Here is a 23,983-nt window from a genome sequence, read left to right as displayed (position 1 = left end):
GTTCAACCTTTCAGACCTGCCAGCATGACACCGCGTACGATGTAACGCTGAAGCAGCATGAAAACGACAAGTGTAGGCAATGTGGCAATAGCTGCTCCGGTCATGATCATTTCCCACTGGATCGATTGCTCAACCGCAAAGCTCGATAATCCTACCGGCAACGTATAAAGCTCCGGACTGGTTGAAACGATCAGTGGCCAGAAGAACGCCGTCCAGTTGCCAAGGAAGGTAAAAATCGCCAGTGCCGACAAAGCAGGCGTGACCAGAGGCATGGCAATTTTCCACCAGATCTGGAACTCGTTGAGGCCATCAACACGCGCGGCTTCAAGGAAGTCATTCGGTACGCCTTCAAAGAATTGCTTCATGAGGAAGGTACCAAAAGCGGTCATCATTCCCGGGAACATGATGCCCCAATAGCTGTCCAGCCAGCCGAGTTTGCTCGACATCAGATACCAGGGAATAACCAGCATTTCAGTTGGGATCATCAGTGTTGATAGGATCGCAAGGAAGATGAAGTAACGACCGCGAAACTGGAACTTGGCCAGTGTGTAACCGACAAGACTGTCGAAAAACACGTTCGATAAGGTCACCACAACAGCAACAATCATCGAATTCATGAACCAACGCAGAAAGCGTCCGTCAGCGAGAATTGTGATATAGTTCTGTAAAGTCGGTGCCGCCGGTATAAGACGCAGATCATAAACCTGACTGGCGGTTTTCAACGAGGTGGAAAACATAAATGCCAGTGGTGTGATCATGATCAGGCCGCCGATAAACAGCAATGTCCATGTGATGATACGGCCGGGCTTCAAATTCTGGAACGGAAGTGATTTTGTTTGTGCCGTCGCGGTCATTTCTTTTCCCTCAGAATCCAGAGCTGCAACAGCGATACGCAAAGCAGAATGATGAAGAGAATAATGGTTTGCGCAGCCGCATAGCCCATTGCATAGGAGGAAAATGCTGTCTGATAAATCATCAGCACCAGCGGCTTTGTCGAACCCAGCGGTCCTCCCGGATCATTGGTGGTCATGTTATAGACCTGATCGAAAATGCGCAGGAAGCCAATGGAAGAGAACACCACCAGAAACACAGTGGTCGGTTTCAATAGTGGAATCGTGATCTTGCGTAAGATTGCCCATTCACCGAGGCCGTCAATGCGTGCGGCTTCATAGAATGTATTTGGCACCGCGCGTAAGCCAGCCATAAAAATGATGATCTGAAAACCAAGGCCCGCCCAGATCGAGGTTGCCATAATGGCATAAAGCCCCTGATCCACGGACCGCAAAAAGCCTTGTTGCGGCAGCCCCATTGAACTCAGAATATTATTGATAAAGCCGATGGGTGCCGGCTGATAGAACCAACGCCATACCCATGCCATAGCTGCCGCAGTTGTCAGATAAGGCAGGAAATAGAGCGCACGGATAAAACCATGCATAATCCGGACACGATCCAGATAATAAGCAATGACAAATGCGATAAGCAGGCTGATCGGTGTGCCAACCAACAGATAGATGAAAGTGTTTTTGAACACTTTCCAGAATTCCGGATCAGCAAATAGTTTCTCATAATTGCCGATCCCGATAAACTGGGGCGGGCTCATCAGATCCCAATCGGTGAAAGACAACCAGAATGCTTCAATCGTCGGATAAAAGCGGATAACACTATAGAACAGGATCGGCAGAGCCAAAAAGCTCCACACCCACATCAAGCGTCTGGTTTTCATCGACAGGCGATCTGTCAGGCGCGAACCAAACGGTCTGCGCGCTGTATGATCGGGTTCAGCCGTCATTGTCATTATCAAAATCCTTCGGCGAGGTGACGCCGCTGCAAGGCATGGTAGCCATGAGAGGAAATAGTCAGACTGTCAGGTTTCAAAACCAAACAGTCGTATAAAGCTGGTCAACAATTCTTGCGTTGCTAAAGTTATGAGCGGGCGGCTTTCACAAACCGCCCTACCCGATCAGTGTTACTTCGCAGCGTCCAAAAGTGCCTGTTCAGCTTTGGCAGCTTCCGCGATGGAATCCTTAACCGGCTGGTTTTGCAGAATTACGCGATTAGACATATCAACGATGATCTGGCGCTGTTTCAGCTCATCTTTGAACATGGTTGTATGCGCGTATTCCAAACCTTTGAGGAATGGCCCATAAATCGGATCTGCCAGATTGGTCTCTGTCAAAGCTGCCGAGCGGCGTGCAGGCAACTCGCCAACGCCTTTAAGCCAGATTTCCATTGCTTCCGGAGAAGAAATATAATTCAGGAACTTGGAAGCAGCGACAAGTTTTTCACCCTTGGTCGATGCGCTGATGCCATTGGCAAAATAGCTGGCATAGTTTGAGCGAACACCATCACCATTCGCCGGCAGTTCGGTCACACCCCAGTCAAAACCTTCAATGGTTCTGAAAGCAGCAAGACGGAAAGTGCCGTCAACAGTCATTGCAGCTTTACCGGCGCGGAATGCAGCATGACCTTCGTCCATGAACTTAACTTCACCGACCTTATATTTGGTCTGCAAGTCAGTGTAGAACTGCAAAGCCTTTTCACCAGCTTCGTCGTTATAGGCAACCTTGGTATAATCATCGCTGTAAGGCTTGCCACCGAACTGCCGCACCAGCACTTCACGATACCAATGCAGGTCCTGACCTGGCATGTCCAACGTGATACCTTCGCTCAAAAGATTGCCTGAACCATCACGTTTGGTGGTTTTCTGTGCATATTCGAGCAATTCTTCAAGGTTTTTAGGCGGATTGTTCGGATCAAGCCCGGCTTCTTCAAACAATTTCTTGTTGTAAAACAGCGCCAGCGAGCGCACAGCCGTCGGCAGGCCGTAATACTCACCGTCACGCTTCATCGCACCAACAATCGGGAAAAACTCACTCTCAATTTTGTCGTGCGGGAATGCATCCTGTGGCAATGGCTGCAAAATGCCGCCAGCTGCAAATTTGTCCAGCCAGCCATAGAAAAGCTGCATCACGTCCGGGCTTTTGCCGGCCATTTTGGCAGCAATTACGCGGGTTTGATAATCATCATAAGGGAATGTTACATGTTTGACTTTGATGTCCGGATTAGCTTTTTCAAAATTTTCAATCAGCGTGTCCATCGTCTTGACGCGTGATTCAAAGACATATTGCCAATATTCGATTTCAACTGCCTGTGCAGCATTGATCGCGATTGAACTCAGACCGGCCACAAGACCAGCAAGTAGCAATTTACCCATTTGCTTTCGACCTCCCCGTTGTTCAGACCCTCTGGTGCCCGAACAAGGTATGGGCAGGTCATCGACCTGCCGGTTCCACCATTGCTTCACTTTTCGTGACGCGTCCTCACCGCCGGCGTGTTCGGCAAAAGCCGCTCAACTACCGACAAGACAATTTTTTGCCCTCGCTTAGGCTTCTATTTTGCGACCCATTTGTCAATAAGATAATTTAGTTGAATTAATATATTGCTGTTAAAAGTCATGCAGGCTATCTAAATTCAAGACAATTGGGAGAGGACATGAAATCAAAGACGGCAGACCCATCAACCATGACGCATCCCGACACACACCCCATCACTTTGGGGAAAAATCCTGAACGAATCCGGGACCATAACCGTCGCGTTGTGTTGGATGTTGTACGCCGCCATGGTCCCGTCGGACGCATGCACATCGCTCGTTTGACGCATCTGACAGCTCAGGCTATCGCCAATATTGTTGATGAACTGGTTGCAGAAAATCTTCTGATGCAGCTTGGCAGATTAAAGACGGGTCGCGGCCAACCGCCGATCCAGTTTGCCGTCAATCCTTCCGGGGCAATGACAATCGGAATCGAAATGGGTTCGTCTCATATCGTGACGACAGTCCTCGATCTCGCTGGCGCCCCGCGCAAGCAGCAGATACATTTGGTACGCGACACACGACCAGCAGCACTTTGTTCACAACTCCGCATCGAAATCGACAAGATAAAATCCGAATTTGATGCACGACTTCTTGGTATTGGGGTCGTGATGCCTGGCCCTTTTGGCATCGAAGGTATGACCTCAGTCGGCCCGACGACACTACCCGGTTGGGCAGGCATTGATGCTGCAGCAGTTTTAAGCTCAGCGTTTGGCGAACCCGTTCTTGTAGAGAATGATGCGAATGCTGCGGCAGTGGGTGAGCGGCTTTTTGGTGCAGGGCGTGCAATTTCAAACTTTGCAATGATCTATTTTGGAGCCGGTATCGGCCTTGGCATGATACAGGATGGAGCACCTTTTCGAGGGGCTTTTGGCAATGCTGGTGAAATAGGGCATATTTCCATTGTGCCGGATGGAAGGCTGTGCTCCTGCGGCCAGCACGGATGCCTCGAAACCTACTCGTCAGCACATGCTCTAAAAGAAACTTTGGCGAAGGCCGGACTGATTGATGTCAGTTCTGAAAGGCTCGAAGAACTACTACGCGAAAAAAATCCATTGATCCTTGAATGGTTAAACGATGCTGCCAGGCATCTCGCTCAAATGATTGCGATTATTGAAAATATACTGGACCCCGAGACCGTGATTCTTGGAGGAATGCTGCCAGATCCTGTTATTGATGCGCTTATCTCGCAGATGGGTGAACTGCCTATATCCGTTGCGAACAGAAGTGCACGAACCATACCCCGTGTTCTTCGCGGACAAACAGGCCAATTTACTGCGGCCCTTGGTGCAGCTTCTCTGCCTATGTTCGAGGTCATGACGCCGAAACTTGATACAAGTCTGTGAAACAGAATAAATCCGCTGTTAACGTTATTGTTCGAGGCGTTAACGGGATATGATCAGAATTAAAGCCGTGTTCAGCAGTACATCTCCTTTCAAACGTCAGCGTTTGTTGTGTCGTCGCCAGTCGTCAAACTTCTTAGCAATTGTCTCGTCGGTGCAAGGGTAAAGACCAATGATGGCCGCTCCTTTTATCACTTCTTCCAGAACAAAATCTTCAAACACCTCCATTCCTGCGCATTCATCTGCAATCTCTTCCGCTAAATGCGCCGGGATAACCATCACTCCGTCCGCATCACCAACGAGAACGTCACCGGGAAACACCGCAGCATCGCCACAGGAAATCGGCACATTAATGTCGATCGCCTCGTGTAGGGTCAGATTTGTTGGCGCGGATGCTTTGGCGCAATAAGCAGGCATATCAAGTTCGCCAATGCCAGTGACATCCCGAAAGCCGCCATCAGAGACAATGCCCGCCGCACCGCGTAGGGCCAGACGCGTCACCAGAATGGAGCCGGCAGTGGCTGCACGCGCATCCTTTCGCGCATCCATAACCAATACGCATCCAGGCGGACAGGTCTCTATTGCCACGCGTTGCTTGTGATCCGGATTGCGGAAAACAGTAATCGGATTGCGATCTTCACGAGCTGGAATATAGCGCAGCGTGAAGGCCTGTCCGACCATATTTTCCGGCTTACGTGCGACCTGCACCGCTCCTTGAATAAACTGATTGCGCAACCCGCGTTTATAAAGAGCGGTAGCAACAGATGCAGTCGAGACTTTTTTGAGTTTAGAGCGGGTTTCTTCTGAGAGAATATAGTCCATCATAGGGGATCCTTAATAGATCACTGGCTCGTCAACCGGACGACCAAATTCAGTTTTAAGAAAATCAAAGTCACAGCCCTTATCGGCCTGCTCGACATGTTTGGAAAATACAAAGCCATAGCCACGCTCATATTTGGGCTCCGGTGCGATCCACGCAGCGCGGCGAGCAACCAATTCATCTTCAGGCACAAGCATATTGAGACTGCGTGCCGGAATATCGAGCTCAACCATGTCGCCAGTTTTAAGCAAGGCTAACGGACCGCCAACAAAGGATTCAGGCGCAACATGCAAGACACAGGCACCAAAACTGGTTCCAGACATACGCGCATCGGAAATCCGTACCATATCCCGCAAACCAAGTTTAAGCAGTGCTTTGGGCATCGGAATCATACCCCATTCCGGCATGCCCGGCCCCCCCTGCGGACCAGCATTGCGCAATACGAGCACGGTTTCAGGTGTCAGCGGATAATCTGGATCATCAATGATTTTTTTGAGTTCAGGATAGCTGTCTGCGATCAGCGCCGGACCAGTATGCCTATGATATTTAGGGTCACAGGCAGCAGGTTTGATCACAGCACCATCAGGGCACAGATTACCTTTGAGCACGGCAAGTGAACCTTCATGGTAAACCGGATTGGACAAAGGCCGGATGACATCATCGTTGAAGACCTGAACATTTTCCAGACCATCTGTGATCGGCTTTCCCGTCACAGTGATTGCAGACGTATCCAGTTTACCCGCAAGTTGCTTAACAAGCGCACGGATGCCACCTGCATAGTAAAAGTCCTCCATCAAATAACTGGAACCCGATGGCCGGATATTGGCAATGACCGGCGTGGAGCGCCCAATACGGTCAAGATCGTCGAGTTCAAGCGGAACACCGGCACGACGCGCCATAGCAATCAGATGAATAATCGCATTGGTCGAACATCCCGTCGCCATGGCAACGATCACCGAATTTTTGACGGCCGCTGGTGTGATAATCTGATCAGGCGTGAGATCTTCCCATACCATCTCAACTATACGGCGACCACATTGAGTGGACATACGTTGGTGATTGGCGTCAGGTGCGGGAATGGACGACGCACCGGGCAATGTCAGCCCCATGGTTTCAGCGATAATCGTCATGGTAGAAGCCGTGCCCATGGTCATGCAATGACCATAGCTGCGAGCAATTCCGCCCTCTATACCCTGCCACTCCTCTTTGCCGATCGTACCTGCGCGTCTTTCGTCCCAGAACTTGAACATATCCGTACCAGAACCAAGAAATTTGCCCGCGTAGTTGCCGCGCAGCATTGGCCCTGCAGGTAGAAAAATGAACGGTAGGCCAGCGCTTGTTGCGCCCATGATAAGAGCAGGCGTTGTCTTGTCGCATCCCCCCATAAGCACCGCACCGTCCACCGGATGCGAACGCAAAAGCTCCTCAGTCTCCATCGCAAGCATATTGCGATAGAGCATCGTTGTGGGTTTGACATAGCTTTCAGACAATGAAAGCGCAGGCAGTTCAAGCGGAAAGCCCCCCGCCTGAAGAATACCGCGTTTGACCCATTCTACCCTGTCTTTAAAATGCGCATGACACGGCTGAGCATCCGACCATGTATTGATGATCGCGATGATCGGTTTGCCTTCCCAGTCGGCAGGATCGTAGCCCATCTGCATCGTTCGGGAGCGATGACCGGACGAACGTTGATCGTCCGGCAACATCCAGCGTGCTGAACGCAGATCGCTATAAATCTTTCTGCTCATATTAAGTCCTTCCCGAAAAAGGCTCGACCGTGCTGTTTTGAAGAGCGAAGGCAGAGAAAAAAGCGCTACCGGAAAGGCTTTCTCCGGGGCTTAGAATGGTCATGGCGGCATCTTTGCCAAGGGCGGGCCGGTTTACGGCATCCGGCAAATGACTGACGGGTTCAGCGCAAAACACTGCCCGGTCCTGAGGATTGAAAACATGAAGGTGTTTCAATGCACCTTCCGCTCGCAACATGAGCGCTGTAGATCTTTCCGGCCACTTGATCAGAGCCTCACAGCTGTTCCAGCCGGAAAAACAACTATTGATTAATGGCAGAACACTAAGTCGCGTCGGACAACCCGGTTCAAATCCTGCCATCAAAACAGCACACCCCTCCGGCAGTCCGCGTGTGTCAGACCGTGGCGCGCCACCAGATGAAAACTCCAGCGTTGCACCCGGTGTCTTTTCAAACCATGGGTGAAGTCCAAGGCCGAATGGGAGTCGCAGCAGACTTTCATTGCGAATAGAAAGCGATACCCGAATACCCTCGGGTAAAATCGAGATTTGCTGTCCAAGGTGGTAACTGTAAGGATGCTGGCTTCCAGCAACGATATCCGTCATCAGGACCCGATCATCGCGTACCGATGCGCATTGCCATTGCCTGTCTCGCGAAAAGCCATGAATTGCCATAGCTTCGTCCGGTGCATTGACCGGCAACTGTATTGGCCGGTCATTAAGCACGAATTTTCCACCATCAATACGATTGGCAAAAGGCGCCATGACAAAGCAGCCGGCTTTCAATCCTGCCTCAGGCTGATCAAGCGACAGCAAGAGCGGCACCTGATCGCCATCCGGATGCTGCCATTCCACCGAGAGTATGGTCGCACCATGCTTTGGGTCCACTTTCAGGCGATAATCATAAGCAGCCAGTTCAATCACCATAAGCGTTAATCCGTACGGGAATAATCATGCGCAGTGAAAGTTCCACCCTGAAAGCGACGGGATACTGGATCGCCGGTTTCAGCCAATACGCCAAATCGCGAGGCGTCATCCTGCGGTAAATAGCCAATCAGCGCAGCATCATCCTTGTCCCACCAGCGATCACGATTGGCGGAAATGCCCCAAACTGTTGCAACGCCGGTGCGTGGTGCCTCGACCGCCGCAATCAACAACCGAACCAGATCATCATGCGACAGCCATGTCGCCAGATGGCGAGCCTCGGTCGGTTTTGGCAAACACGAACCAATACGCAGATGCACGCTCTCAATACCGTGCTTGTCGAACATCATACGCCCGAGCATCTCACCATAGGCTTTGGAGAGACCATAATATCCATCCGGACGAAAAGCCGCATCAGCATTCAACAACTCGTTGCGAGCGTAAAATCCAATCGTATGATTGGAACTCGCAAATACAACGCGCTGCCGCGCAGGGCGGGCAGCCTCAAATATATGTATGACACCCAGAAGATTAGCCTGAGCGATCAGGTCGTAAGATTTCTCAACGCTGATACCACCAAAGTGCAGCACAGCATCAGTGCCATCAACAAGGTCTGCCACCGCTTCTGCATTGCTCAGATCAGCCTGAATAAATTCAGTACCATGCGGCAATTCATCCGGGAAAGGCTCAATGTCCGATAGGCGCAACCGATAGCCTGCCTCCACCAGTTTTGGAGCCAGCATTCGACCAAGATTTCCAGAGGCGCCCGTGAGAAGAATATGTTTCATCGCTTCACACTCCCTTCATGCGTGCAATTTTTGCGCCCGCAACATGAGATTTTGCAAGATGTACACCACCCGATTGCGGACTGTCTGAGCTACCGAGACTATGCGATGTCACGGCGATCAAGGTTAAATCCGGCCCACAAAAACATGGCATTGTCGGCGAAGGAACTGGCACTGCAACGCTCTCGAGCAAAGCGCCGTCACGGTCGAAACGATTGAGCACACCGGCTGAAACACCAGCGCTCCAATAATGGCCTTCGATGTCACATGCGCCACCATCCGGCCTGCCAGTCTGCTCGTCCAGAACACGGATGCGCTTACGCGCCGAAATATCGCCCGTGGATGCATCAAAGTCGTAGCGATCAATCCATGGACCGCGTGAATCTGTATGAAACATGGTTTTGCCTTCGGCAGACCATGCCAGTCCGTTGGATATTTCAAAGCCTTCCGCTTTTATCTGCGCGAGGCCATCGGCGGTGATACGATAGAGTTTGGAAATTGCCTCGCGTTCAGGACGAGCATCCATACTGCCGATCCAGAGTGCGCCATCAGGTCCGACCTTGCCGTCGTTGAGGCGCGAGGATTCCGGCTCAGTATAACCGCTCCATAGGGCTTGGCGCTCTCCTGTTTCAGGGTCGAAGAGGATCACTTCGCGCGCCAGTGCGACAACCAGTTTACCACTTTCGGCAAGCCCCACACATGGCACTTCTGTTTCAAACGCCCATTCGCGCAACGGACCTTTTTCAAGATCAATCTCATAGATTTTGTGCCCATTAATATCGCAGGCAAACAGCGTTTTCCGACGATCATCCCAAACAGGACTTTCCATCAACTGCCCGCGTAAATCCGCTATGCATTGAAATGGACCCATCATTCCGCCCCAGTGCTTCGACGAATAACATTCGGGTGTTTGAGCACAAAATCCGAAAGCTCTAATCCCAGCCCTGCCCCCTCAAACGGGTAAATTATGCCATTTTCAATTCGCGGCATGACAGTAACAAGATCACGATACCACGAGGTGTAATAGGCCCTCACCGACTCCTGATAAATGGCATTGGGGGCATTAAGCGACAAATGAATGGAGGCTGCAAAGACCACAGGTCCAGTGCAATCATGCGGTGCAATCGGCCGCTGAAAAGCCTCGGCCATCGTGGCGATTTTTTTGGCTTCCGAAAGCCCCCCACACCATGAAATATCGAGCATCACATAATCGGATGCTTCTGCCCGCAACACATCAAGATATTGGGACCGCGTTGCCATTGTCTCGCTGGCACAGACAGGAATGCCTGAGCGCTCCGCGTAAACGGCCAGCGACTGCGGATTTGTCATTTTGATCGGGTCTTCCGACCAGAAAGGACGAAATGGCTTGAGTTCTCTTGCTATGGCAAGTGCAGAAGTCAAATCCCACATAGAATGAAACTCAACCATGATTTCCATTTTATCGCCAACCGCATCGCGGATCTGACGAAACGGCAGCAGCGCCTTATCAAGGTCGGTGGCATGAATGAAGTTGCCGCCATTTGCGACCGCAAAAGGATCGAACGGCCAGATTTTCATTGCAGTTATACCTTCTGACAGAAGGCTTTCAGCCAGTGCCCCTGCATCACGATGGAAGGCAAGCTGGTCCTCATAGGGACCTTCCTGCGCCTTATCCTGATCGCCAATATAGCGGCGCGCACCACTCTTGTTATAGGTGTAACCAGCGCAGGTATTGTAAGTACGGATAGACTGGCGTGAGAGCCCGCCCAGCAACTGGTGGATCGGCTGGCCAGTCAGCTTTCCGAAAATATCCCACAGCGCAATATCGATTGCGGAAGCCGCGCGAATTTCGACGCCAGACGAACGAAAACCGACATAAGGCTCCAGCAGAAGCTTCGATATACGATCAATTTCCAGCGGGTTCTGGCCAATAAGCTGCGGTGCAATATCACTATGAATATAAGCCGCCACAGCATTAGCTCCTCGAAACGTTTCTCCCAGACCAATGATCCCTTCATCCGTATGAATCTGAACCCAAAGGATATTATTGAGATGTGGAAGCTGCACCGTTTCGATCGCAGTAATTTTCATCATGCACTCCAAATAATATGATCGATCAATGCGCTGAGGATTGACGGCTGCGGGCAACGATCTGTGTCGGATTGACGAAACGCAGTGCCAAAATCAGCCAGATCAACGACGTGATCATGTAAATCACCGCCATTGCATCGATGGATTGAACAGAACGGACACCAGCCGCAAAGACCGAATAATAGAGCGCGACCACAAGGGTTTGCGATGTTGGTCCGGCAGTAAGGAAGGTCAACTCAAACATGGCGACCGTGCGCACCAGCACAAGCAGCATTGCAGCCAGTATACCAGGTGTCAGCATTGGCAACAGCACATGCAAAAACAATTTGAACGTACCCGCACCAAACACGCGCGCCGCTGCTTCAATTTTGGGATCAATCTGCTCAATGAATGGCACCATAACCAGAATAACAAAAGGCACGGTCGGAACCAGATTGGCGAGAACAACGCCCCAGAAAGTACCACCAACACCAAACTTGTAGAGCACGGTTGCCAGCGGAATGCCGAAAGTGATTGGTGGCACCAACAATGGCAGCAAGAAGATCAGCAGCACCAGCTTTTTACCGGGAAAGTCGCGGCGTGCCATGGCATAGGCTGCAGTAACACCAAGAAAGCCTGACAGAATGACAACGGCAAACACAACCTGAAAGGTAACAAGAAGGACCTGATCAAGCTGGAACTCTGCCCATGCAGCCGCATACCAGCGCGTCGTAAACGCATCCGGCAACCATGTGCCAAGCCATCGCGTTCCAAAACTTGAAACTACGACCGCTGTTATGACGGCCAATACATTGAGAACGAAGAAGCCGGTGACAAGCCAAACAACAGTGATCCAAAGTTTGGAAAGTGCAGATGTATCGCGGATCATGGTTTAGCCTTTCCCGCCAGCGGTCGAACCGCGGTAAAATAACGAGCGCACACCAAGCAGAGCGCCGACCACCAAAAGCTGAACCACAGCCATTATCATGGCGATAGAGGAGGCCATGGAGTCATCATACTGCTCAAAGGCTGCCTGCGCTGCGGCAATGGAAATGACACGCGTCGGCCCTGATGGCGCGCCAAGCAACACCGCAGATGGAAACACAGCAAACGCCTGCACAAATGTCAGGCATGAGGCTACGACAAGTCCAGGAACCAGCAGCGGCAGCATAACGAAACGAAAGCGTTGCCAGCTTCCGGCACCATGTGTCGCAGCGGCACGTTCCAGTGCGGGATCTATCCCGGTCACGTAAGACAGCGTCAACAGGAAGGTGAACGGAAACACCGTGATCACAAGCGAGGCGAACACACCCCAGTAGTTATTGGTGAGCTTTAATGGATTATCGATAAAGCCAATCGCAATCAGACTACGGCTGAACCAGCCCTGGGGACCGAGATAATTCAGCAAACCTTCAGCAATCAGAACCGTGCCTAGCGTTACAGGCAGTACCAATATTGTCGTTAAAAGACGCTGCTTGTGCATCAGACGAACACGCATGGCGATGGGAACCGCCAGCAGCACACTGATCACGGTGACCGGGATCGCCAACCACAGGGTTGCACCGATGGTTTTATAAAGAAACGGATCGGAAAAGAACTTACGATAATTCGCAAGCATTCCACCACCATCTAGCGGATTGAACGAGAGAACGAGACCATAAAGAAACGGATAGATGAAAACGCCGATTACAAATAATAGAGCCGGAAGAATTAGCAACGTAACGCCGTCAATTCCGCGATTGGCAAGCCGCTGACGCCATCCCGGTGCCAGAGCCGCATTGGAAAACCGTTCGTCCGCCATGGCTTAAGCTCCTCCGGCAAAGACAAGAGCATTTTCCGCATCGATACTCAGTGTGATTTTTGCGCCCGGACCGACTTCTTGCGGGCCATGAAAAACCATTTCCATGGCATTGTCGGTACGCGCTATGCCGACATATTCACGTCCGCGATATTCGATCGTCTCGACAATCGCTTCAATGGTATTGTTGCCCTTCTGACCCGAAACAACATCGTCGCCACGCGCCATCAAAACCGCATCACTGCCCGGTGCAAGCATGTCCATGGCACGCCCGTTTAACTCTCGGCCTGCGACCAAAATCGTTGCCTGATCACCATGGATACGCAGCACTTGTCCATGCAGTGCATTGCGGAAGCCCATAAAAGCCGCGACATCGCGATAAAGCGGCTTTTCGTAAAGCTCGTGCGGTGTTCCGACCTGCCGGATTTCACCGTCCCGCAAAACCACAATACGGTCGGCCAATGACAAAGCCTCATCCTGATCATGAGTCACATAGATCGTCGTTGAGTTGAGCTGGTTATGAATGCGTCTGATTTCGGCGCGCATTTCGAGCCGCAGTTTTGCATCAAGATTGGAGAGCGGTTCATCCATCAGCACGACAGGCGGCTCAATCACAATCGCGCGTGCGATAGCGACACGCTGTTGCTGTCCACCGGAAAGCTGTCCCGGCAGTTTATCTTCCTGTCCCTGCAAACGCACAAGCATTAAGGCCGCACGGGAGCGCTGTTCGATTTCACTTTTTGAAACGCCGCGCATTTTCAAGCCAAAGCCCACATTCTGAAGCACAGTCATATGCGGAAACAGTGCATAATTCTGGAAGACCATACCAAAACCGCGATCTTCCGGCTTCAACTGATCCACACGCCTGTCATCGACATAAATGCCACCGCCGGTGGTGCCCAACAAACCGGCGATGCAATTAAGTGCGGTCGACTTTCCGCAACCCGAGGGACCAAGAAGAGCAATAAATTCTCCCTTCCTGATGGTGAGATTAATTTCACTCAGCGCAGCAAAATTTCCGAATGACCGGCTCATGCGGTCAAGCCGCAATTCTTGAAATGACATTGACGCAAGCACCATAAGTTGATTGGTGATCATGGGCTGCCTGTAACGGCGCAATCTGATGCCCGTTACAGACGCCACACTAGAGACCTACTGAGAGGCGACTTCCTCGTCCCAACGGCGGAAAGCTGCGACCAGAGCTGCCGGCTCAAGCGGCATTTCGATAGGATTGTTGGCAATCCAGTCAGCATATTCAGGACGGCCAAATTCGGCGATTACGTCCTGACTTGCCTGTGGAGCCATATCGATAGTCACATCTTTGACCGCAGGTCCCGGATAGAAATAACCCGCATCATAAGAGTAAGCTTGCTGATCCGGCTTGAGCGCGAACTTGATAAACTCCATCAGAACCGCGACTTTCTCTTCCGGCACGCCTTTCGGAATGGCAAAATAATGCGCATCCGCCACCCAATGGAAACCGTCGAGTTTACTTACAGCCATTTCCTTTGGAACCACACCCAGCGCACGCGGATTGATGTCCCAACCCGTGGTGGTGACAGTCATGTCGCGTGTGCCTTCGCCCAGCTCTTTCATCAAAGCGCCCGTGCCGGCAGGGTAATATTCAATATTCTTGTGCAGTTCCTTGAGATAGGCCCATGTTTTGTCCCAGCCATTCACTGGATCTTTTGGATCACTATCGCCCAGAAGATACGGCAGCCCCATCAGGAACGTACGACCCGGACCAGAATTTGCAGGGCGGGCATATATGAACTTATTCGGATTTTGTTTGGTCCATTCGAGCAGCTCTTCCGCAGTCTTAGGCGGCGTCTTTACCTTATCGGGGTGATACTCAAGCAAAGGCCCCGATGGATAATAGGAAACCACAACGCCTTTGCCTTGCGACATTTCCTGCATGCGCCATGCTGGCTCCATATAGACGTCTTGCAAATTTGGCAGACCGCTATCAGGCAGAGCGATAATGTCAGTCCAGATGTCATCGGCAAGGCCAGCTGAAAGTGCATCAGGACCGATGATCACAAGATCAATATCTACGCGATTGGCTCGCTGCTGAGCTTTGATTTTGCCGGGCAACTCCGGCGCTGGCGCTTTGTTAAATGTAAAGCGGGAAACCAGGTTCTTATTTTCGGCAGCAAAATTATCAAATATCGGCTGTGTCAGCGCGAGATTACCTGCCGCGTCAATCACATTGATTCCGACCGGGCTGGATGGCAATTTTGCCGATTGCGCCCATGCAGCCCCTTTAGGCAATAAAATCCCCATACCTGTCGCAAGACCAGCGCCAGCCATGAATGTACGGCGTGAAATTCCTGTACCCATGTTCTCCTCCACTTTTAAACAATCCGGCACGCTTCGCTTCCTCCTGCGCAGCGGGCCGGTTTTCTATTTTTCAGACAAGAGCGTCAGTCTCCCATCCGGCAATAATCTTTTCGAGTGACTTACGATCTTCCGCATCAAGCTTCGGCAAACCGGGCAACCGAACATCCCCAACCGCAAGCCCTTGAATCTGCAAAGCTTCCTTCACAACTGTGACATTGGAACCATTGCGATATTTGGTCCGCATCGTTTCAAAATCAGCGATACTTTCCACAATCCCTCTTGCACGCTGGTAATCGCCCTTCTCCAGCGCATTCCACACAGCAAGCGAACGTTTTGGTGCAACATTGACCAGCCCTGACGTAAAGCCACGCCCTCCAAGCGCGTAAAATGGCAGGGCCCAGCTTTCCGCGAGGCCGCAAATCCATGTCGCATCGGTGCCTTTGGTCGCCCGGCAACATTCGAAGAAAAGCATTGCATTGGGCGACGCAAATTTGACGCCTGCTACTCCAGGGTGCGTCGCAAGACGCACCATCTCATCAAGCGGTATAAGATCTGAACGGATATAGGCCACGATCGGCAGATCTGTGGATTCAGCAATCTCAATGAAATAATCGACCTGCGCATGAGGTGCGGCAAAAGGATCAAGCGGATGATGGATCATCACACCCATAGCACCCTCTGTACTCGCAGCTTTACAAAGTCGGATTGCATCACGCACCGAGCGTCCGGCGGCGGCAGTTACGGCTGCCTTGCCATCCACTGCTTTAATGGCAATCGCCTGCAAGCGAATGACCTCATCAATGGTCATACTATAGAATTCGCCAGTATTGCCGCCGGTAACAATATTATGCACACCGGCACTGGCGATACGCTCAACGATTTTTGTTGTCAGAACCGCATCGATATCGCCGTCGCTATTATATGCAGTCGCGTGTACGCCTGAGATGCCTCGCAGCACCCCACGGTATTCCGTCAAATTCATAATACCCTCCCAGGTACTGGTCAGAAGACCAGTTCGATATGCGTATCCCCCGCCTTCACGATATGCTCACGCATCAGTCGCTCAGCCAAATCTCCATCTCTCGCAGCAATCGCGTTCATGATTGACTCATGCTCTTGAAATGACTGGCGACGAACATCCTCCCGCGACAACACCGTTACTCGGGCTGCGTGATCATACATCCGCTGCGCATTCTGTAAGCGCCGCAGATATTCACATCCCGACGCATCATGGATGCCATCGTGAAACTTCTCATTGAGCTCAATAAGAGCATCCACATCGCCAGATTCTACAGCAAGACGCATTTCTTCAATCACCGCACGCAACATGATGAAAGCCTCCTCGCTTCCGTGTTTTGCTGCCTGCCGTGCTATGATGCTTTCAAGCGCCGCGCGCGCCAGTGTCATTTCTTCAGCCTGACGCGCGTTGAAGCAAACAAAGGTACCGCGACGCGATTCAGTCCGCACCAATCCCTCACCCTCTAGCTGGCGCAGAGCTTCTTTAAGCGGACTGGTACTGATCCCAAGATCCAGCGCCAGCTGGCGCTCATTCAACCTGTCCCCCGACTTCAATCGCCCTGAAATAATCGCTTCACGAAGATCATCATGAACATGATCCCGAAGGTTTTTCAGCTTTATCGGTTTAAAGGGTGAAGCATGCTGATCCAAAGTTCTTCTCTTCTCCAAATTCGTCTGTCAGGCATCATTAACAGAACATATCTGATACTTCAATATCTGAAATATCAGATTTTAATGGGCCAAAAATACGACGGCGTATAATGGATTGAGAGCAAAGTCTGGCTTAAGCATAAGAAAAACTCTGAGATTTATGCTGGAAATCATACACCTTGCACTGCGCGCGCCGTTAGCGAGGGCCGATTTCGACTTTGAATTAGAAACATCATACCGCCAACAGATATGCCCTATGAGTTGTTTCGCGTAGTAAGCAGGACAACACCGTGCCGGCTGTAGACGAAATGCCGCTGAGTGGTTCATGGAAGAAAGCATTGCCAAATCGCGAAGTCCCGACAGAAGTTGCTATTAGATGTCAGGCGCAGATTTCGTATGGCTAAACAATGCCCGCTTTGCGCTCTAAACCGGACGCTGTGCTCGAATTCTAATAGCCCTAAAACCGGCCAATCGTATTGCGCTAAGTGTGAGATAGTCGCTTCGATTCAAATAGATCGCACTATCTTTTAGTGTTTAGCGAACCTCAACGGGCAATGGTTGGTTATGGGAATTTGCGATGGTCTGTATACTGCCAGATTGCGGAATCGTATAAATCCGGATAGTTTCGCTCATGAATTTGATAAACTGAGAGTGTTTACCAAAAAAAGTGGCAGGTAAGACGTTGAAGGGGCTGTTCCTTGCACACCAGCGGGAACTGAAAGCCTATCTCACACAAAAGTTAAAAGACTCGGACACTGCTGCGGACCTGACGCAAGAAGCGTTCTTACGCTATGCAGAACAAAACTCCGTGGACGGCACAAAAGTTGTGCACGCTCGCTCCTATCTTTATCGTACGGCGCATAATCTGGCTGTTGACCATGTGCGGCAGAAAGCGCGTCGAAAGACAGATACTTCTACCCATGACGAGATGGCGGAGATTGCCGACGATCGCCCAACACAAGAAGAGGCGATCGACGCCCGGCAAAAGCTCGACCGCTTGCAGACTGCTGTCGCTGAATTGCCAGGGCGAACTCGTCAAATCTTTGTGCTCAGCCGAATTGAAGGTTTGAGCTATGCTGAGACGGCTGATCGGCTTGGAATTTCGGAAAGCTCCGTGCAAAAACATCTTGCCAAGGCGCTGCTGCACGTTACGCAGCGACTTAGGCCACAATAACAAAAAATCGTCAGGGCTTTACTGGATATGGGGTGCTCGAGCGTCATATTCAGAAATGGGTCTGGGCAGTTAGCACAAATGACATGGACCGTAGTGTGGGACAAAAAGACGACAAAGAACAAATAGAGGCTGAAGCCGCTGAATGGGTTATCCGTTTGGGTGGAAAACCGCTGTCGCCGCACGAGCAAAAGTCATTTGAAGTCTGGTGCTCAAGAAGTAAGTCTCATACAAGAGCGTTTGAGTTTGCCCGACAGACATGGAGCGATCTGGCCGGGCTTCGTCACACTCCCGACCTATTGAATGCTGATATAGCGCCTTCCAAACAGCAAAAGCGACCGTATCAGCCTGTACGTGTACCGATCATAAAACAGCGCTCTGGCTTCTGGCAGCGGTCTGTGATGGCGGCCATCTGTCTGATCGTTGCTGCTACTGCCCTGAGCTTTTGGTATGGGAACCCCGTCACGCTCATTGCTTCGGATTACTACACGACGCCGGGCGAGCAGAGTACTGTGAACCTCTCCGATGGAAGCGTTGTAGAGCTTTCCACCAACAGCGCAATCGCATTGCATTTTAGTGATCAGGAACGACGCGTCACGCTGATCAAGGGCGCGGCGTATTTTACCGTTGCTCCCATGGGATCAGGTGAAAAGCGTCCCTTCGTCGTTGAAGGCGTCAATGGTACGGCGACGGCGCTCGGCACCCAGTTTGCGATGGAGCGTCTATCGGATACCGTTGAGGTTACGGTTGCCGAGCATGAAGTCCGGGTTGAGCTTTCCGACGCAGCAGGCGACATGAAACAAGTCGTTTTATCTCCTGGACAATCCGTGCGCTATTCTCGGGCTACGGGCCTCGGCCAGGTGAGCCTCCAGAATGTTGAGCAAGCCACAGCTTGGCGCCGCGGCCGTCTGGTCTTTGATCAGGTGACGCTTGCTGAGGTTGTAGCGGAACTCAACCGCTATCGCCGCGGTCGCATTGTCATCTCCGACTCTACACTTGCGAACCGCAGGGTCAGCGGCGTGTTCCAGATCAATGATCTTGATAATGCGCTCTCCACCATCTCCAGCGAACTCGGCTTGCGCTCGACATCTGTTCCTCATCTGGTCACGGTGCTTTATTAAATTTCGTCCTTATGGTGATAAAATATACAATATATTACAATAGCTTATCATATTTTTTAAAAAACTGGGAAAATCGTTACCGGGAAACATGACTGAATTCGTCTTATTTGCGAACTGGCGGAAGAGATATTTTGCCAATGCAATCGAATAGGATGAAAGGTTTTCGCAATGGGGATGCAATCAGGTGGCAATCGCTCGGAAAGCAGGCATACCACGCCAATCTGGCTCGTAGCTTCCGCAAGTGCGCTGACTATCGTCGCTGGGCTAGCAATCTCAGCATCGTCGGCTTTAGCGCAGCAGAAGACCGCTGGCGCAGTAGCAGATGCGTCGAAAATTACTCTCAGCATTCCCGCACAGAGTCTCAATACAGCCGTTCTCGCTCTTGCAGATCGTGCGGGGCTCCAGGTTTTCTATGACGCTGACCGATTGAAGGGACTTCGCAGTTCCGGCGTTAAGGGCACTTATTCGCGTGAACAGGCAATCGGTATATTGTTGCAAGGGACGGGCGTTTCCTATCGCTTCACCGGAGCAACTTCAGTTTCTCTTGTCTCGGGCTTGACGACGGACCATGTGAAAAACGTCGAAAACTCCACAGTACTTGATACCATAACCATCAGTGGCCTTGGCAGTACAACAGAAGGTACTGGCTCCTACACGACAGGCGCAATGTCGACCGGTGTGAAGCTACCGCTTTCCGTCAAGGAAACGCCTCAGACCGTTACAGTGGTGACTCGCCAAAAAATTGAAGACAAGTCTTATGAAACGCTTGATCAGGCGGTTGCGGATACCCCGGGCCTTATTGCTAATCAGAACTTTGGTGATGCACGTTATCAATATTGGTCGCGCGGGTTAATCATCGACAACATGCAGTATGATGGTGTGGCTAATCCTGTGCAGTATTATGCACGTGACAGTGATGGCGCCGATGATATGGACATGTATGATCGTGTTGAAGTGCTGCGCGGTGCATCGGGCCTTGTCACGGGCGCTGGTAATCCATCCGGTGCAATAAATTTGATGCGCAAGAGACCTCTTGATGAGAAGAAAACCACAATTACCACAAGGGCTTCGTCGTGGGGGAGCATCAAAGCGGTTTTGGACCATTCTACTCCGCTCAACACTGAAGGAACTGTGCGGGGCCGCATAGTGAGTTCCTATGGTTCTGGTCAAACCTATAAAGATGACTCTTTTAACAAGGATGGCATCTTTTACGGCACGCTCGAAGCGGATGTGACAGAGAATACGACCGTCAACCTTGGATATAGTTACCAGAAGCAGAAGATTGATGGCTACGATTGGGGTGGGTTACCGGTTAAAACAGATGGCTCATTCTATGATTTTTCACCATCAGATTTTATTGGCAATGACTGGCAGTATGTTGATCGTACACAGCACACCGCATTTGTTGATTTGGAGCATCGTTTTGACAATGAATGGAAACTGAACGTTACTGGCCGCGCATCCTGGTCTAAGTCGGAAATGGCAGCATCCTTTTCAAGCTACACTGGTTCCAATCTTTATCTGTACGATCGCCTTTTCAACTATGATAATGACGTCTACGCGTTCGATGCCAACCTTAATGGTTCGCTAGAAGCGTTCGGTCGTGAACATGATCTCGTCCTTGGCATCAATGCTAACCGCACCAATCTAACAATTCTAAACTCGCTTGGCCCAACAACCCTGATTAACGACCCATTAAACTGGAGTTCATCATCGGTATTCGACTATTCAGATTTCAAGCCCTTCAGCCAGCTTCACTATAAGACTGAGCAAATTGGAGCTTATGCAGCCGGTCGCTTTGCAATCACCGATTCCCTTAAGCTGATCGCCGGAGCCAGGTTCTCATGGTACGACTACGATGCCACGACCACTATCCTTTCGACTGCAAAAGTTACGCCAAACCAAATTCGAGAGAATGGGATATTCACGCCTTATGCCGGTGTCGTTTATGATATCAACGATACTCTCTCCGCTTATGCGAGTTATACCAGCATCTTCCAGCCACAATATAATTTCGGCCGTGGCGGCGATCTGCTTGATCCGATCACTGGCACAAATATCGAGGCTGGTTTCAAAGGCGAATTTTTCGATCAGAGGCTCAATGGAACACTCGCCGTTTTCCAGGTAATGCGAGACAACGTCGCCTCTCGCCTTTCAGACGTTTCATATTGTAATCCAACAATTCTTGCTTGCTACGAAGGTGTAGATGGTGTTCGGACGCGCGGCATTGAACTCGAACTGAGCGGCTTCATCACAGATCGTTGGCGTATGACAGGCGGGTATACCTATGCTCTTTCCAAGTATACTGAAGGTGCTTCTGCAGGAGAAAAATTTGCCACCTATCAATATCCGGAACACGTCTTCAAGCTGTTTACAACTTACACTTTCCCGGATGAGCATCTCACTATTGGTGGCGGTGTAAGGGCTCAAAGTAAGCTCTACTATGAAAGTGGTGCATTCAATGCCGAGCAGCCGGCTTATGCGGTGGCTGATGTGATGGCGAAGTATGACTTCAACGAACAGACAGCGCTCCAACTCAATGTCAATAATCTTTTCGATAAGGATTATTATTCGGCCCTGAATACGAGCGCTGGATATGGCTTCTTCATGGGTTCGCCCCGTAATTTCAAGCTTACGCTAAAGCATTCCTTCTGATTATTTGGAGCCAGCGCTCTTAAGTGCTCTGGCTCCACTTCCACGAGAATGGTCGCTTATTGCGCCGCCGTTGTCGTGCACACCTCGTGGCGTACCACGTGTTGATGATCGCATGATGCACAATGGCATTCTATGGTGTTTCCGTACAGGGTTCATCATGGTCCGAAATCCCTGAATGCTGTGGTGTTGCAACGACCTGTTACAACCGGTTCATCCGTTGGCGACGTACTGTTGTCTGGGATCGACTGCCGGGGGCCGTGTGTGGGCCTATGATGGCGGCATCGTGATGAATTTAATGATGTTTTCGCGTTCTCACAATGGGTGGATCGCCAGAGAAACCTACTCGAACGCTTCTTTAACCGCATCAAGTACTATCGTGGCATCACCATACGTTACAACAAGAAACCAGCCAATTTCCTTGCTGTTGTCAAACTCATCGCTATCCGCATCTGCTGGATCAGTTTATCAGGCGACGCCCTGGATCTGTGATTATGCCAACAAAGTCACGCTGAATTTCTCTGGTTCGGGTAAGTCGACGGATACCGGGCTCATTAAGGCCTTCAACAGCAAGCTTCATACAGAATATGTGAACGCACACTGGTTCTTAACGCTCGAAAATGCGTGCAAAAAATTGAAGAATTGGCACCGACACTATAATGAGGATCGTCCTCATTCGGCAATCGAATATGATGCACCGATTGCCCCTCATAATCCTGATGGCGTTATCAGCCAGCCATTGGGACGAGAGCCGGAAAATTCTGATTCCCCGCTGTCTAAACTTGAGGTTCAGTGCAGCAAAGAACTCCGAGAAAATGGTCGTCTTTCTCTGAGGTGGGGGTTTACGCCGCAAACGTCTGGATAATAATCAGACCCTTTGCATGGGCTGCAATGTGTTGATTTAGCATAAGGCAAGCCTCAAATATTTTACTGCTCAGGTCAAGACTCCCCCGGCAAATTGCGGTAGGCAGCCGGAAACAAATCAAAATGAAACAAAACACGTTAATTTCTCGAATTTTCTCTATACACTAAGATTAAAAATTACTAAATAATGAATAACGAATTGCTGATTATGTCATCATATTTTATGAGGGTGGGACTCGTTGTTTTGAATAATTGGCATGTTTGCATTCTTGCTTTAATAGCTCCGTTGCTCGCTTCATGCACTTCAACGGGAACGGCTAGCATTAGCAACGGCAAACGGGTGGTTACGCCGGAGGATGCGTTCGTTCTCCCTGCAAATTATTTCGTTGTTGGTGTTGTCGAAGATCGGGCGCGTAATGGCGTTACGCAAAAAATTACACTGAGTACGAACTCCAAGCTGGCGGGCGAAAATTACTTCTACGTTCAGTTTTTGGGCCCGACAGACGCGCGCACGGAAAACACCATTTCATATGCTGCGATTACAGACGGCAGGATAGCACGAGAATTGCGCACTGAGATGGCTGGCATCGCAATGTCGCGCTCTCCATTCTATGTCCAAAACAATTATGGCTCTTTCAGCTATGCAACCGGTAAGGCTCCCGGGGGCGACAATTGCATATATGCGTGGCAACAAATTCAATCGCCTGATCATAATCAAAACTTTTTCCAAAACAGAGGGCGTATCAATTTGCGCTTACGCCTTTGCGAGACTGGTGCAGATGTAGATAAGCTTTTGTCGGCGATGTACGGCTTCACAATCAATGCGACGAACCAGGCCAACTCGTGGAACCCATATGGCGAACCCGCTTCTCCGTCGCCCAACCTTGGCCGACCGGGCAATCCGGTTTTCCCGCCGGCTGTAAAAACTGAACTTGCCGGGCCGTTTCCAGCATCAGATTTAAACAGCAGTCGATTAAATAAAAACGAGACGACTTTCGAAAATGCTGTGCAAAATAAACAGCAAGAAAACCGTCCGCGAAACCCATCATCGCGCAGTACAAGCCCGCAGAGTGTGGCGCCACAGAGCGCAGTGCCAGCTTCTGTTAAAGTTACCAATCCAAACACGGTTACTGTCCCGTCTCCGCCAGTGGCGGGTCAGAACTCCAGTTTTTCGAGAGAGCAGTCGCCGAATGGTGGAGCAGTGAAAAACGACGCCGTACAAGTTCCGTCTCCTTGTTCGTTAATCAGGCCTCAGAGATCAAATGGGGGAGAAAGCGAAGCTAATAACTTCTGCAATTAACGTATCTGCATTGTTCGAATAATGGGTCGAGGAAA

At 50.7% G+C, this 23,983-nt stretch carries 21 protein-coding genes and 1 pseudogene; 7 read left to right on the top strand and 15 right to left on the bottom strand.

Annotated elements, in window-relative coordinates:
• Positions 1 to 2 precede the first annotated feature (2 nt).
• The 3 genes from J2782_RS16830 to J2782_RS16820 all read right to left on the bottom strand — a co-directional run bounded on the left by J2782_RS16830 (position 3) and on the right by J2782_RS16820 (position 3,214).
• A complete protein-coding gene (locus J2782_RS16830; protein ID WP_310014653.1) occupies positions 3 to 854 on the bottom strand; it encodes a carbohydrate ABC transporter permease in 852 nt (283 codons plus the stop codon).
• A complete protein-coding gene (locus J2782_RS16825; protein WP_404989665.1) occupies positions 851 to 1,795 on the bottom strand; it encodes a carbohydrate ABC transporter permease in 945 nt (314 codons plus the stop codon). The genes J2782_RS16830 and J2782_RS16825 overlap by 4 nt, the downstream gene beginning before the upstream one ends.
• A 171-nt stretch (positions 1,796 to 1,966) precedes the next feature.
• Entirely contained in the window at positions 1,967 to 3,214 is a 1,248-nt protein-coding gene (locus J2782_RS16820) for an extracellular solute-binding protein (protein ID WP_310014652.1), read from the bottom strand.
• A gap of 278 nt (positions 3,215 to 3,492) precedes the next feature.
• Between J2782_RS16820 and J2782_RS16815 the strand changes: the two genes are divergently transcribed.
• Positions 3,493 to 4,716, top strand: coding sequence for an ROK family protein (locus J2782_RS16815; RefSeq protein WP_310014651.1), 1,224 nt, complete (start codon positions 3,493 to 3,495; stop codon positions 4,714 to 4,716).
• A gap of 96 nt (positions 4,717 to 4,812) precedes the next feature.
• On the opposite strand, the gene J2782_RS16810 is transcribed toward J2782_RS16815, so the two are convergent.
• The 12 genes from J2782_RS16810 to J2782_RS16755 all read right to left on the bottom strand — a co-directional run bounded on the left by J2782_RS16810 (position 4,813) and on the right by J2782_RS16755 (position 16,840).
• Positions 4,813 to 5,538, bottom strand: coding sequence for a ribonuclease activity regulator RraA (locus tag J2782_RS16810; protein WP_310014650.1), 726 nt, complete (start codon positions 5,536 to 5,538; stop codon positions 4,813 to 4,815).
• Between the two features lie 9 nt (positions 5,539 to 5,547).
• Positions 5,548 to 7,281, bottom strand: a complete 1,734-nt coding sequence (araD, locus tag J2782_RS16805; RefSeq protein WP_310014648.1) for an L-arabinonate dehydratase — start codon at positions 7,279 to 7,281, stop codon at positions 5,548 to 5,550.
• 1 nt (position 7,282) lies between these two features.
• Positions 7,283 to 8,203 carry an aldose epimerase family protein gene (locus tag J2782_RS16800; RefSeq protein ID WP_310014647.1) on the bottom strand — a complete coding sequence of 307 codons (921 nt, stop codon included), beginning with the start codon at positions 8,201 to 8,203 and terminating at the stop codon, positions 7,283 to 7,285.
• Positions 8,204 to 8,208: 5 nt separating this feature from the next.
• Positions 8,209 to 8,988, bottom strand: a complete 780-nt coding sequence (locus tag J2782_RS16795; protein WP_310014645.1) for an NAD-dependent epimerase/dehydratase family protein — start codon at positions 8,986 to 8,988, stop codon at positions 8,209 to 8,211.
• A 4-nt stretch (positions 8,989 to 8,992) separates the two neighbouring features.
• Positions 8,993 to 9,859: an SMP-30/gluconolactonase/LRE family protein gene (locus tag J2782_RS16790; protein WP_310014643.1), complete on the bottom strand. Its 867-nt coding sequence runs from the start codon at positions 9,857 to 9,859 to the stop codon at positions 8,993 to 8,995.
• Positions 9,856 to 11,055 (bottom strand): mandelate racemase/muconate lactonizing enzyme family protein, encoded by a 1,200-nt coding sequence (locus J2782_RS16785; protein ID WP_310014784.1) that lies wholly within the window; start codon positions 11,053 to 11,055, stop codon positions 9,856 to 9,858. The genes J2782_RS16790 and J2782_RS16785 overlap by 4 nt, the downstream gene beginning before the upstream one ends.
• A 25-nt stretch (positions 11,056 to 11,080) precedes the next feature.
• Complete coding sequence (locus tag J2782_RS16780) at positions 11,081 to 11,923, bottom strand: ABC transporter permease (protein WP_310014642.1); 843 nt, start codon at positions 11,921 to 11,923, stop codon at positions 11,081 to 11,083.
• A gap of 3 nt (positions 11,924 to 11,926) precedes the next feature.
• Positions 11,927 to 12,835 (bottom strand): ABC transporter permease, encoded by a 909-nt coding sequence (locus tag J2782_RS16775; protein ID WP_310014641.1) that lies wholly within the window; start codon positions 12,833 to 12,835, stop codon positions 11,927 to 11,929.
• Between the two features lie 3 nt (positions 12,836 to 12,838).
• Positions 12,839 to 13,912, bottom strand: coding sequence for an ABC transporter ATP-binding protein (locus J2782_RS16770; protein ID WP_310014782.1), 1,074 nt, complete (start codon positions 13,910 to 13,912; stop codon positions 12,839 to 12,841).
• 72 nt (positions 13,913 to 13,984) lie between these two features.
• A complete protein-coding gene (locus J2782_RS16765; protein WP_310014640.1) occupies positions 13,985 to 15,172 on the bottom strand; it encodes an extracellular solute-binding protein in 1,188 nt (395 codons plus the stop codon).
• 70 nt (positions 15,173 to 15,242) lie between these two features.
• Positions 15,243 to 16,154 (bottom strand): dihydrodipicolinate synthase family protein, encoded by a 912-nt coding sequence (locus tag J2782_RS16760; protein ID WP_310014639.1) that lies wholly within the window; start codon positions 16,152 to 16,154, stop codon positions 15,243 to 15,245.
• A gap of 20 nt (positions 16,155 to 16,174) precedes the next feature.
• Positions 16,175 to 16,840 carry a GntR family transcriptional regulator gene (locus tag J2782_RS16755; protein ID WP_310014637.1) on the bottom strand — a complete coding sequence of 222 codons (666 nt, stop codon included), beginning with the start codon at positions 16,838 to 16,840 and terminating at the stop codon, positions 16,175 to 16,177.
• Between the two features lie 667 nt (positions 16,841 to 17,507).
• On the opposite strand from J2782_RS16755, the gene J2782_RS16750 reads away from it, so the two are divergent.
• The 6 genes and pseudogenes from J2782_RS16750 (at position 17,508) to bcsN (ending at position 23,948) form a co-directional block, all read left to right on the top strand.
• A complete protein-coding gene (locus J2782_RS16750; RefSeq protein WP_310014635.1) occupies positions 17,508 to 18,014 on the top strand; it encodes an RNA polymerase sigma factor in 507 nt (168 codons plus the stop codon).
• 83 nt (positions 18,015 to 18,097) lie between these two features.
• Positions 18,098 to 19,132, top strand: coding sequence for a FecR family protein (locus J2782_RS16745; RefSeq protein ID WP_310014634.1), 1,035 nt, complete (start codon positions 18,098 to 18,100; stop codon positions 19,130 to 19,132).
• Between the two features lie 168 nt (positions 19,133 to 19,300).
• Complete coding sequence (locus J2782_RS16740; RefSeq protein ID WP_310014633.1) at positions 19,301 to 21,787, top strand: TonB-dependent siderophore receptor; 2,487 nt, start codon at positions 19,301 to 19,303, stop codon at positions 21,785 to 21,787.
• 28 nt (positions 21,788 to 21,815) lie between these two features.
• Positions 21,816 to 22,276, top strand: a pseudogene (locus J2782_RS16735) (transposase).
• The gene (locus J2782_RS16730; RefSeq protein ID WP_310014780.1) at positions 22,164 to 22,649 is read left to right on the top strand and encodes an integrase core domain-containing protein; all 486 of its coding nucleotides are present in this window, start codon (positions 22,164 to 22,166) and stop codon (positions 22,647 to 22,649) included. The pseudogene J2782_RS16735 and the gene J2782_RS16730 overlap by 113 nt, the downstream one beginning before the upstream one ends.
• A gap of 186 nt (positions 22,650 to 22,835) precedes the next feature.
• Positions 22,836 to 23,948, top strand: coding sequence for a cellulose biosynthesis protein BcsN (bcsN, locus tag J2782_RS16725; RefSeq protein ID WP_310014632.1), 1,113 nt, complete (start codon positions 22,836 to 22,838; stop codon positions 23,946 to 23,948).
• Positions 23,949 to 23,983: the final 35 nt, after the last annotated feature.

It is taken from the genome of Brucella pseudogrignonensis (assembly GCF_031454375.1).
GTDB lineage: Bacteria > Pseudomonadota > Alphaproteobacteria > Rhizobiales > Rhizobiaceae > Brucella > Brucella pseudogrignonensis_A.
This window is presented reverse-complemented; position numbering and strand designations above follow the sequence as displayed.